The organism is Psychrobacter sp. SCQQ22 (assembly GCF_015864605.1).
Classification (GTDB): Bacteria; Pseudomonadota; Gammaproteobacteria; order Pseudomonadales; family Moraxellaceae; genus Psychrobacter; species Psychrobacter fozii.
In genome coordinates, this window is the sequence record NZ_JADYWZ010000010.1 from 122718 (window position 1) to 134076 (window position 11359).

Below are 11359 nucleotides of genomic sequence, written 5' to 3' on the forward strand. Positions count from 1 at the left end.
TACTGATTATCAAGTGACCAATGATGGTCATTGTCAAAAATTTAAGTAGTATAAAAGTTAGCAACATGCTTGTGAGTCACACAAGACGTTTGTGAATAACGTAAAAAATAGGAAACCTTGTATGAAGAAGCTTATTGCTGGATCACGCTTTACAACAGCGGCATTGATTGGCACTCTAACAGTCGCAACCTTAACGATAGTCGGTTGTGCTACCAAACCTACTTACCAATCAGCTAATCAAGCTGGTCCTACAATTGTCACCAATGCACAAGGCATTCCTAACTATCATCGCGTGCAACGCGGCGATACGGTCAGTCAAATCGCCGAGCGCTATCGTGTCAGTTACCGTCAAATCGGCGCACTTAATAACTTAGACAGCAAGTATACGATTTATAGTGGTCAGTGGCTCAAGCTATGGCAAGGCAGCCAAGAGACGACAGCGAATAACACGTATACACAGCCTAAGCAAACCTATACACCTCCTGTAACCAGTGCGCCTCAGAATAACTCACAAAACCCTGTCTATGCAGTAACTGCAAACGCAACGTCAGGTTATGAATATCCAAGTCGCAATCAAGTCACTCGTAATTTCGATGTGGCAGCGGGCACGATGGGTATGTGGTTTGCTGGTAATGTTGGTGATCCAGTGCTTGCCAGCCAAGCAGGAACAGTACTCTACTCAGGTAATGGTCTGACAGAATATGGCAACCTTATTATGATTCGTCATAGTGATAACTACATCACTGCCTATGCACATAATAGTGAGCTACTTGTCAAAGAAGGCGATACGGTACAGCTGGGTCAACGTATTGCAAATATGGGCAACAGTGGTACAACCAATCAAGTGGGCTTGGAGTTCCAAGTACGTTTAAATGGTAATCCTATCGACCCACGTGCGGTATTGGGACGTTAAGTTTGACACCGTGTTTTTAATTGCTTGGCGAATTTAGTGGCGTTACTGACATTGCTTTATGAACGCGATTTGCATAAAGTTGTGTCGTTTGAGTCACCTTACTTATTCATACCTGAGAATTTTTATGATGTTAAAAAAACAGTACATTGCTCTTTTCCCAGCTCTAGTCATGGTTGGGTGTACGAGCCAACAGGCCATGCAAGAGACTAACAAGCCCGTGCGTCAAGGCAATGTTGAGATTACCCAGACTCAAACAATACAAGTGAAACCAACACCAATGCCAGTAGTTACGCCGCCAGTGGCAAAGCCAAGCTATAACAGCTTTTATGACTGGAAGTCGGATTTTTCCATGCGTGCGATTGCATCAGGCAATGATGCGGCAACCGTTCGTCGTCTGCTTGACTCAGCTTATTTAAATCAGCAAGTGATTTCGCTAGACTCAGGACAGCCAGAGTTTTCAAAGATGCCTTGGGAATATGTAGATTCTGCTGTATCTGATGGGCGCGTGAGTACGGGTAAGCGTAAGTTTGCCGAGCAACGTGCATATCTGTCGCAGTTAGAATCACAGTATGGTGTGAGTGCAGAAATTGTCGCTGCTATCTGGGGTATGGAGTCTTCATATGGTGTTGTGACTGGTAATAGTAGTTTGCCAAGCTCATTGGGTAGTTTGGCTTATGACGGTCGCCGCCAAGAGTTTGCAGAAACTCAGTTACTGTCATTAGCGACGCTATTACAGCGTGGTGATGTGTCATGGTCACAGCTTGAGGGCTCTTGGGCTGGTGGTATGGGTCAAACTCAATTCATCCCTGCCACATGGCTTAAACATGGCGTCGATGGCGATGGTGATGGTCATCGTAACCCATGGGCCACTGGTGATGCCTTGGCTTCTACGGCCAATTACCTAAGCAACTCAGGTTGGGTTCGTGGGTTGGCGCCGTTTTATGAAGCAACGGTTCCGACCTCATTCGATTATTCAACTGTTGGTAGCAAGCAGTCTGCGGCTAGATGGGCTGCAATGGGCGTTGACACAATAGCGGATGTGTCGTTGGATGCTAATACAGAAATGGAGCTATGGCTGCCAGCTGGCAAGGATGGTCCAGTACTATTGTTAAGCCCAAACTTTGATGTAATCAAGGTCTATAACAATTCATCAAGCTATGCGCTAGGGGTGAGCTTATTGGGTAAAGCAATTACGGGACAAGGCGGCTTGCAAAAGTCATGGCCGCGCTATGAGCGTCCGTTATCGACTACTCAGGTACGTAGTTTACAACAGCGCTTGACCAGTGCAGGTTACGACACAAAAGGCGCGGATGGCATCGTTGGTACTAATACTCGTATGGCGTTCCAACGCTGGCAGGGAGATAATGGTCAGACTCCAGATGGCTTTATTACCCAGCGTAGCGCGTCTTCATTGGCATCATGGTGAGAGAAGCTATTGCTGTTGATACGTGATATAAGTGCCACTGTTTTTGACCGCTGATGTTTCAATGATTACGTTACTTTGTTCTACAAAAAGCACCTTGCCAAGGTGCTTTTTTTGCCTCAGTCTATGGGTGATTTTGCTGGTAGCTATCGAGACAATAAGTATGGAGTACTCAAGTTGAATCTACTGCGCTTTTGTCAAAACTTATCAGGACAAGGTTAATACAAGAAAATTACGATTGTGAGTGCTAGACTCTAGGGCGTGTCCTCAATTCAATCGATAGTTATCTAAATGGGTTAAAAATGGCTAAATCTTGCCAAATGGCGTCAAATAGCTGACTAATATCTCAATATTATCTGCGCTATTTTCCTTGTTTGACTGCAATTTATCTTATTTTTATCACCATTTTTAAAATGAGGACACGCTCTAGAAAATGGATTTTTTAAACCACGTTTTTAGTAGCAGTTTTCAAAGGATAATTTTTAAATAACAGTTTTCGAATAACAGTTTTCAAATAATAAATAAATAGAACGACCCAAAGAGTGTGCGATATGATTACCATGGAAGAACTACAAGCAGCGATAAAGCAGCGTATAAATAACTGCAACGATACCGACTTTCCACTACAAAATAGAGCTCTGCAGACGTGTGACTTATTAGACAGTCGCAACCATATTTTGGCGCAAGACATCACCTCGACATTTGATGTGCCCAGACAGAATCTATCTGCGATGGATGGCTATGCGATTGCACAAGGTAGCGAGCTAGCAATGGACAGCACTATCGACATTATCGGAGAGTCTCAGGCTGGCTGCGCTTATATAGGTGAGTTGATAGCAGGGCAAGGTGTCCGTATCTTTACGGGTGCGGTAGTGCCAGACTGTTGCGATACGGTTATCATGCAAGAGAACACCAATTTTTTAGACATAAAAGATACGCTTGATAAATCACAACCTTATGCTATAACGCTAGTGCAAGCGGCTCAGGTTGATAAAAATATTCGTAAACAGGGCGAAGAAATTGAATCGGGTGAGGCGGTGCTGAAAATAGGCAAGCGTATTAACCCTGCTGATATTAGCTTGTTAGCAAACTTAGGTATTAGCCAAGTCCGTATGTTTGAGCCACTGACGGTAGGTGTTTTAGCCACTGGCGATGAGCTCGTGGCGATTGGTAATGAGCTGACCAGCTTAGCGCAAATATATAATTCCAATACTCCAACGCTCAAAAGCCTCTTATCAGACTTACCTATTACCATTCGTGATTACGGTATCATCCCTGATAACTTAGAACAGACGACCGCTGCTATTCATGATGCCATGCAAGACTGTGATGTCATTATCTCAACGGCGGGTGTATCTGTTGGTGATTATGACTTTTTAACCACTGTGATTGAGCAGTTAGGTCAAATCAATCACTATAAAGTGGCTATGAAGCCAGGCAAGCCTTTCGTGTTTGGTGAATTAAACAAAGACATTGATAAGCCAGTGCTGTACTTTGGTCTACCGGGCAATCCCTTATCCACAGTCGTTGGCGCGCTACAGTTTGTGATACCAGCACTGTGGCAGATGTCAGGCGCGGACGTGTTAGAGCAGCCTATGCAGCTGAGTATTCAAGCCACGCTCACCAATGACATCAGAAAGTCAGCAGGTCGTAAAGACTTTCAGCGCGGTGTGCTGTCACAGAATGCAGTAGGCAGTTATGAAGTCGAGAGCTTCACCAGTCAGCAATCTCACAGAATAAAGCAGCTTAGCCGTGCCAATTGTTTTATTGTATTGGACAAAGACAGCGGCAATGTCTCTGCAAATAGTACGGTCACGGTACAACCTTTTCCTTGGTTATATAATTAATTCTCCATGTGTTAACTTACTATAAGGTGAGTATTAAACCACTGATAATAATTTCTATAATAGTATGCTAAACGCAAATAATAAAGTAATGCTTATAGATAGTAAGCAATACTGACGGTAGTAAAATATGAGTGATAATTACGGTAACATAGGTAGTGCTCAACAGTACTCGCCACTGGAAAACTATGAACCCCTGACGGATGGGTTTTCACGTCGTCTGACTTATCTGCGTCTATCTATCACTGATTTTTGTAATTTTAGCTGTGAATACTGTTTACCAAATGGTTACCAAGGCAAGCGCCCTGATAACGAATTGAGTGTACCTGAGATTGCTACATTAATACGCGGCTTTGCCCAAGTAGGGACTAAAAAAGTCAGAATTACTGGTGGTGAGCCTTCTATTCGCCGCGATGTTGTTGAGATTATAAAAACGATTAAGCAAACTGATGGCATCCAGACAGTGGCGATGACCAGTAATGGTTATAAGCTCGGCAAGCACTTAGCCAGTTGGCAAGCCGCAGGACTGGATCAGCTTAATATCAGTATGGATAGCTTTGATGCCGCGACCTTTCATAAGATGACGGGCTTCAATAGTTTGCCGCAGCTGCTCATCGATATGGATACGCTACTAGAAACGACCGATATTAAACTCAAAATAAACGGTGTTTTGATGGCAGAGACGGCCTTTGAAAATCTCATGGATGCCATCGACTATGTAAAAGACAGAAAAGTCACCTATCGTTTTATCGAGTTTATGCAGACCAGTGATAATAGTGACTTGTTTTTTGCCCAGCATGCGCAGTCTGATATCATCACTGACTATCTATTGGAGCGCGGCTGGCAACCACATGAGCGTGGGAGTAGCGATGGCCCAGCGGTAGAGTACAGTCATCCTGACTATGTAGGCCGTATCGGTATGATCGCGCCTTATGCTGCACATTTTTGTGATACCTGTAACCGTCTGCGAGTCAGCAGTCAGGGTAAAGTACATTTATGTCTGTTCGATGAAGGCAATTATGATATTCGTCCGCATCTGCAGCAAAACAATGTGCAAGGACTGGTGAATACCTTACATGAATTTATGCCGATCAAGCCTGAGCACCATCATCTGCACGACTCTAACAGTGGCATCATGCACAATCTATCAATCATTGGTGGTTAAGGTGTACAGCCATTAAGCATGACACACGACATTGAATAGCTAGAGTGCCAACGACATTTTTAAACATACTATAAAATTATATGTATAAAGGAATTTTTATGAGCAAGCCTGCTGCACAATTTACCCCACTTAATATAGCTGTATTGACCGTCTCGGATAGTCGTACGCTAGCAGAAGACACGTCAGGACAGTATTTAGTCGATAGTCTAAAGGAAGCAGGCCACCATTTGGCAGACCGTCAGCTGATTACCGATGACATTTATCAAATAAGAGCTGTTATTAGTGGTTGGATTGCGGATCCAAAAGTTCATGCAGTGATTACGACTGGCGGCACAGGTTTTTTCATTAGAGACAGTATGCCAGAGGCAGTAAAGGTCTTGTTTGATAAATCTATCGATGGCTTTGGTGAAATGTTCCGCCTCATCTCAAAAGATGAGATTGGCATGTCAACAGTACAGTCGCGAGCTGTGGCTGGCATGGCGAATGGCACGGGTATCTTTTGCTTACCTGGCTCATCAGGTGCGTGTCGTACAGGTTGGGAAAATATCTTGAAGGATCAGTTTGATAGTCGTACACGTCCATGTAACTTTGTGCCGCATTTTTTGGCACAAAACCCAAGTCACGACTGATATTATCAACGATGAATAATTCAAATCTGGCAACTGGCTTGGCAGGCATTGTTATTTTGGCGGGCGGGGCATCTAAACGCATGGGTACGCCCAAAGCGGCGCTTACTTTGCCGACAGGGGAACGCTTGCTCGACTATCATGTCCGTCACGCGCTTGAGCTAAATGTGGCTGATACCCATCTGCCTATTATGATTGCAGACAATGGGCGTGGCTTTGATATTGATGCAGATTTAGTGCGAAGCCGACCGTGCTCAGCAATTTTTCATATCTCTGATTATACTACTAATGAGAGTGATGAACAGATTGATACGGCTGGTGCATTAACCGCTATTGAGTCTGCCATGCAAACATTGATTAAGGTAAATGGTTCAGCGGCTGGTTCAGCGACTATGGATAAGAACAAGTCATCATGGCTCATGGTCATTAGCTGCGATAGTTTGATACCGGCGACTGACTTGTGGCACGAATTGCAATGGGCGAGTGCTCAAGCCGCTGATAAAAAAGTCATCTGCTTAACAGACGACAGTCACCTATATCCACTGTTAGGGCTTTATCAGTTGAGTATTGAGCCTGACTTAAAAGCCTATATTGATAGTGGTCAGCGCCGAGTAATGCCATTTATCAAGCCTATGGTGCAGTCTGTACCCTTTGCAAAGAGTTGGCAGCACTTGACCAATTTTAATACGCCTGAAGATTTTGAGCAGGCATGTGCGGCTTTAAATAATTTATAAAAAAGTCTATCGAGAGAAATCACAAATGAATATCAGTAGCCAAGAAAGCAACCAGTCGACCTTGTCTCATTTAGACAGTGACGGTGATATCACTATGGTTGATGTCAGTGGCAAGACCGCCACGACACGCGAGGCTCATGCTGTCGGACAAGTGCGTTTCCCAAGCGAGATTTATACCCAAATTAAAGCAGCTGATGGCATGACCAAAAAGGGCAGTATCACCCAGACTGCACATATTGCAGGTATCATGGCGGCCAAGCGTACGCATGACCTCATTCCACTGTGTCATCCATTACCGTTAGATAAAATCGGCTTGAGCTTTGAGTATGACGATGCCAGCCACAGTATTAGTGTGAGCGCGACTGTCAAAGTTACCCACAAAACAGGGGTTGAGATGGAAGCGCTAACCGCAGTCAGTGTGGCTTGTTTGACCATTTATGACATGACCAAAGCACTGTCACATGATATTGTTATTGATGGTGTTCATTTGGTCAAAAAGACAGGTGGTAAATCCGATTATCAGCACAAATAACATCATCAGATTTTGTTTGAACACTTAGCAATATTATAAATATGAAGCTCGACAGCTTGCAATAAATGGAAGGTTTTATGAGTACTACTGATGTTATGGATAATGTTGACGTAGAAAAAAACAGTGAATCGTTGATGGCTATTAATATTCTATACTTCGCCAGTTTAGCTGATGAAGCGGGCTGTCATGAGGAAAAGGTGAGCATTGACTCATCAATGTCGCTTATTGATTTATATACACAGTTGAGTCAAACACATCGCTTTAGTCGTCCACAATCAGAGCTGCGAGTGGCGGTGAATGATTATTTCGCTAAGTGGACAGACCCTATTTCTGATGGCGATAGTGTAGTGTTTATCACGCCAGTCGCTGGTGGCTAAATAAATAAATGGATAGATAGGTGTATAGGCGTTCATAAGTATTTAACAGACAGTAGAATAAACAGAGAAAATACATGACAGATAATGTTCATAGCCATTCGATGACTATCAAGCGTAGTGTGGATGAAGTATATGCAATCGCTGAGCGTGATGGTTTTGCTTTATTAGATGTAGCGATCGATGAGGACAGACTCAAAAAAACGCTCGATGATGATAGCTGCGGCGCGTTTGTATGCTTCGAAGGAAGAGTACGCAATCATAATAATGCCACTAGCGTTGATCGTTTGACCTATTATGGCTATGAGGATTTGGCGATTAATCAAGGCCGTGCCATTATAGAAGAAGCCAAGAAGCGTTTTGAGATTACGCATGCAATTGCGATACATCGTATTGGCGCGCTAGAAGTAGGTGATGTGGCCATATGGGTAGGCGTCGTTTCTGCCCATCGTTACTCCGCTTTTGATGCCTGTCGCTGGATACTAGACACGGTAAAGGCAGATATTCCTGTATGGAAACAAGAGTATTACGAGGATGACTCATCTAAGTGGCTGAGCAATAATGGGTAAGTTAGCGTTATTAGCATCTACTGCTGTGATAGTATTATTAAGCGCTTGTACGCAAGAGAAAAGTGTTGATATAGAGTCTGCTACCAACTCATCTGAGTCTACCCAGACGCTACGTATCGCTGCTGCTGCTAATTTATCTGATGTACTACCGAGTATTATTGATGCGTATCAAGCAGATAACAATTTAGCTGAATCTGACATTGAAGTGACTTATAGCTCATCAGGTAAGCTATATGCGCAAATAATTGCTGGCGCGCCTTATGATATATTTTTATCAGCCAATCAAGAATTTCCTGCTAAGCTTGCGAAAGAGAAAGAGGGTAGTCATTCAAACGAGATAACACATCCTCCGTTTACTTATGCACAAGGTCAATTGGCGCTATACAGTGTGACCAAATCATTGAATGAACTCAATATAGACTCACTGGCTGATGTCTTTATGAATGATGCAACCGCTAAAATAACCATCGCCAATCCTGAGCTTGCCCCTTATGGCGCGTCAGCTAAAGCGTTCTTAGAATCACAAAATCTCTATGAGCCTTTAAGTAAGCAAAAACGAATCATACAAGCAGAGAATATCAGCCAAGCCTTTCAGTATGCACATACCGCTAGTGTTGATTATGGCTTTGTGGCGCAGTCTCAGCTCATCGCGATTAAAGCCAAGCCTGAGCAGTTTATGACGCTAAACCCAGACACCTATCCTGCTATATTGCAAGATGGCATCGTAATCAGTGACTCAGATATGGCAGTAGATTTCACTGACTATTTACGCTCAACAGCAGGGCAACAGCATTTCTTACAAGCTGGTTATCTGCCTGTGCAGTAACCACATACAACACCAATTTTATCTTCATGACCAGTAGGGACGAGCAGTGACATTATGATAGATCAGTCGCTTATGTCAGATATGCTAAGTCCATTGTGGGTGAGTATTAAGCTTGCTGGTGTCACTACCTTATGCTTATTATTATTTGCTACACCTGTAGCCTATTGGCTTGCAAAGCCTAGCAATAACAAATATATAGCACGACTTAAAGTCTTGCTTATAGGCATTATTGCTATGCCACTCGTTTTGCCGCCTACTGTTATAGGGTTTTACCTTTTATTATTGTTTAGTCCTAGTATGAGTATTGGGCGATGGTTGAGTGAGCATAATATCAGCCCATTGATATTTACCTTCGAAGGCTTGGTAATTGGTTCTATTATTTACTCATTACCTTTTTATATCCAACCTGTTTATGCACAGTTTTTACGTATTCCGAAAAGCGTAACGGAAGTCGCAAGCTTATTAGAGCCGAGCCGTCTCAGGCGTTTTATAACCGTCGCGTTACCGCAAGCGCGCATTGGTATCGTGCTAGGTAGCTTGATCAGCTTTGCCCATACTATTGGTGAGTTCGGTGTCGTGCTGATGATAGGTGGCAGTATCTCTGGTGAGACTAAAGTGATATCGATTGCGATATATGAGCAAGTCGAAGCCCTTAATTATGAGGCAGCACACATGATGTCAGGCTTCCTTATTATTATCGGTGTATTCATGGTGGTCTTGATTGCTAGTCTGAGTCGAATGAGCCAGCGTTCATAATACTAAAATACCTGCACGCCCGTTGGATGATTATAACTATTGCTAATACAAAATAGATGCTTATCGAGAGGTAGTTATATTAGAGGGAACATAGACAAAAAACCACAGACATAAAAAAACCTCAGGTAAACTAATACTTGAGGTTGAAACTTGTATAAATTATAATTCCAAAAGATAACATCTCTATACGTTTACTAAAATGGCTTCTTAACAATAATGTAAAAGATAAAAAAATACTGAAAAGCTCATCAGTTAACTTATAGTGAAATTATTGAAGCGTCTAGAGAGATAAATTCTACTTATTGACTACAAACCTACTGAGATGTATTATTCTCTATTTATTACGATCAAACTCCCTAACTCCTTTACTGATATATCATTATTAAGTATCGCTGATTCTATTTCTCCAGATATCAATATAGAATTTCTCTCATCTGTAAAATCGTCAATATATGAACCAATATATATATCCGAATCGCCTATATCTCCTTCAGAAAAATCAATACGATTAAAACCATATTTTTTAACTAAAGCGTATAACTCCGCCAAAGCGGGTTTATTTATATTGTCAGTAAATGAGATAGTTAGGTATTTGGGAGCCGTTTTAGTGTGGCTAGATGAGCCAAATGTTTCAGATATCTTATACCCTGATTTCACCAAATCCGTAGCTATCTCTTTATAATTAGTAACTAAGTCATTTAAGGCTATCTTAGTTATATTTTTATTTTTAATAATTTCAGCTTCTGATAGCGTATTTTTTGCTTCATTTAGTTTCTCAAATATAGCTTTAATATCTATAGAGGAGTCTCTATTATTCGAAATAGTTGAAACTATACTTTCTATACTATTTATACTTTTAGAAAGTTCTTGAATTTTATTATTATTGCTATTTTCATAAATTTTTAAGTAGCTTAAAAACTCATCCTCATCTTTTGAAGATTTTCTTGCTCCACCAGTAATTTTTTCTAAGTGCTTTGAGTAGAATGTATCTTCTTGCAACTCAGCACGAAACTTAGTTTGTAAAAAGAAAATGAGTCCTAAAAAAACAGGAACATTTATTACTGCAGCAAAAACTAATAAACCTGGTACCCAGTCAGGTGTCGTAATTAGATGTGCTGCGCCTAGGAATGAGCCATTTATTAAAATAAGTCCTACTAACCATGCAGCTAAAAGCTGTATAGGTTTCGTAACTTGATGAGGGTTAATTCTTTGTTCTGACATTTATTTTGATATTCCTAGGAAACTTAACTTTTAATTACGAGGAAAGTTATCAATAGCTAGAAGAGGGTATAAAAACTAAAGTTTTCTTACAGTTTCTCGTATTTTCTTGATTAGTTTTTAACGATGAAGTGAATTGCTCTTAATGAAAAATAATTGGAAAAAGGACTCATAAGTTTATATTAGAAAGGACTCAAAAGGAATTGAAAGACACAAAAAAACCTCAAACAATCTAATGTTTGAGGCGAAACTTGCTTAAACTCGAAAGTTTAAATTCGTTTTAAATATGGCGCAGCGGACGGGACTCGAACCCGCGACCCCCGGCGTGACAGGCCGGTATTCTAACCAACTGAACTACCGCTGCTTAGGTCTCTTTAGC

At 41.8% G+C, this 11359-nt stretch carries 12 protein-coding genes and 1 tRNA gene; 11 read left to right on the top strand and 2 right to left on the bottom strand.

The genetic code is table 11. From position 1 onward, the window contains the following. Positions 1–121 precede the first annotated feature (121 nt). From I6E84_RS12775 to modB, 11 genes are all read left to right on the top strand, one after another. Complete coding sequence (locus I6E84_RS12775; RefSeq protein WP_197218361.1) at positions 122–913, top strand: LysM peptidoglycan-binding domain-containing M23 family metallopeptidase; 792 nt, start codon at positions 122–124, stop codon at positions 911–913. Positions 914–1037: 124 nt separating this feature from the next. Beyond that, positions 1038–2339: a lytic murein transglycosylase gene (locus I6E84_RS12780; protein WP_197218362.1), complete on the top strand. Its 1302-nt coding sequence runs from the start codon at positions 1038–1040 to the stop codon at positions 2337–2339. 548 nt (positions 2340–2887) lie between these two features. Continuing rightward, positions 2888–4183 carry a gephyrin-like molybdotransferase Glp gene (glp, locus tag I6E84_RS12785; RefSeq protein WP_197218363.1) on the top strand — a complete coding sequence of 432 codons (1296 nt, stop codon included), beginning with the start codon at positions 2888–2890 and terminating at the stop codon, positions 4181–4183. 127 nt (positions 4184–4310) lie between these two features. Next, positions 4311–5345, top strand: coding sequence for a GTP 3',8-cyclase MoaA (gene moaA, locus I6E84_RS12790; RefSeq protein WP_197100709.1), 1035 nt, complete (start codon positions 4311–4313; stop codon positions 5343–5345). A 98-nt stretch (positions 5346–5443) separates the two neighbouring features. Further along, positions 5444–5974: a molybdenum cofactor biosynthesis protein B gene (gene moaB, locus I6E84_RS12795; protein ID WP_197218365.1), complete on the top strand. Its 531-nt coding sequence runs from the start codon at positions 5444–5446 to the stop codon at positions 5972–5974. An 11-nt stretch (positions 5975–5985) separates the two neighbouring features. After that, complete coding sequence (locus I6E84_RS12800) at positions 5986–6705, top strand: molybdenum cofactor guanylyltransferase (protein WP_197218367.1); 720 nt, start codon at positions 5986–5988, stop codon at positions 6703–6705. Between the two features lie 25 nt (positions 6706–6730). Next, complete coding sequence (gene moaC / locus I6E84_RS12805; protein WP_197218369.1) at positions 6731–7237, top strand: cyclic pyranopterin monophosphate synthase MoaC; 507 nt, start codon at positions 6731–6733, stop codon at positions 7235–7237. Positions 7238–7314: 77 nt separating this feature from the next. Then, complete coding sequence (locus I6E84_RS12810) at positions 7315–7614, top strand: MoaD/ThiS family protein (RefSeq protein ID WP_227681514.1); 300 nt, start codon at positions 7315–7317, stop codon at positions 7612–7614. Between the two features lie 74 nt (positions 7615–7688). Beyond that, complete coding sequence (locus I6E84_RS12815; RefSeq protein ID WP_197218370.1) at positions 7689–8180, top strand: molybdenum cofactor biosynthesis protein MoaE; 492 nt, start codon at positions 7689–7691, stop codon at positions 8178–8180. Next, positions 8173–9006 carry a molybdate ABC transporter substrate-binding protein gene (modA, locus tag I6E84_RS12820; RefSeq protein WP_197218371.1) on the top strand — a complete coding sequence of 278 codons (834 nt, stop codon included), beginning with the start codon at positions 8173–8175 and terminating at the stop codon, positions 9004–9006. The genes I6E84_RS12815 and modA overlap by 8 nt, the downstream gene beginning before the upstream one ends. Positions 9007–9060: 54 nt before the next feature. Further along, positions 9061–9762: a molybdate ABC transporter permease subunit gene (modB, locus tag I6E84_RS12825; RefSeq protein ID WP_197218372.1), complete on the top strand. Its 702-nt coding sequence runs from the start codon at positions 9061–9063 to the stop codon at positions 9760–9762. Positions 9763–10089: 327 nt separating this feature from the next. On the opposite strand, the gene I6E84_RS12830 is transcribed toward modB, so the two are convergent. Next, positions 10090–10983 (bottom strand): hypothetical protein, encoded by an 894-nt coding sequence (locus I6E84_RS12830; protein WP_197218373.1) that lies wholly within the window; start codon positions 10981–10983, stop codon positions 10090–10092. Positions 10984–11267: 284 nt separating this feature from the next. Then, positions 11268–11344: transfer RNA gene (locus I6E84_RS12835), tRNA-Asp, on the bottom strand. Positions 11345–11359 lie beyond the last annotated feature (15 nt).

Bases quoted from the DNA above. Each gene is read 5' to 3' on its own strand.
- modA (WP_197218371.1), top strand. From the start codon at position 8,173: ATGGGTAAGTTAGCGTTATTAGCATCTACTGCTGTGATAGTATTATTA.
- I6E84_RS12830 (WP_197218373.1), bottom strand. From the start codon at position 10,983: ATGTCAGAACAAAGAATTAACCCTCATCAAGTTACGAAACCTATACAG.
- moaB (WP_197218365.1), top strand. From the start codon at position 5,444: ATGAGCAAGCCTGCTGCACAATTTACCCCACTTAATATAGCTGTATTG.
- I6E84_RS12815 (WP_197218370.1), top strand. From the start codon at position 7,689: ATGACAGATAATGTTCATAGCCATTCGATGACTATCAAGCGTAGTGTG.
- moaA (WP_197100709.1), top strand. From the start codon at position 4,311: ATGAGTGATAATTACGGTAACATAGGTAGTGCTCAACAGTACTCGCCA.
- I6E84_RS12810 (WP_227681514.1), top strand. From the start codon at position 7,315: ATGAGTACTACTGATGTTATGGATAATGTTGACGTAGAAAAAAACAGT.
- I6E84_RS12775 (WP_197218361.1), top strand. From the start codon at position 122: ATGAAGAAGCTTATTGCTGGATCACGCTTTACAACAGCGGCATTGATT.
- glp (WP_197218363.1), top strand. From the start codon at position 2,888: ATGATTACCATGGAAGAACTACAAGCAGCGATAAAGCAGCGTATAAAT.
- moaC (WP_197218369.1), top strand. From the start codon at position 6,731: ATGAATATCAGTAGCCAAGAAAGCAACCAGTCGACCTTGTCTCATTTA.
- I6E84_RS12780 (WP_197218362.1), top strand. From the start codon at position 1,038: ATGATGTTAAAAAAACAGTACATTGCTCTTTTCCCAGCTCTAGTCATG.
- I6E84_RS12800 (WP_197218367.1), top strand. From the start codon at position 5,986: ATGAATAATTCAAATCTGGCAACTGGCTTGGCAGGCATTGTTATTTTG.
- modB (WP_197218372.1), top strand. From the start codon at position 9,061: ATGATAGATCAGTCGCTTATGTCAGATATGCTAAGTCCATTGTGGGTG.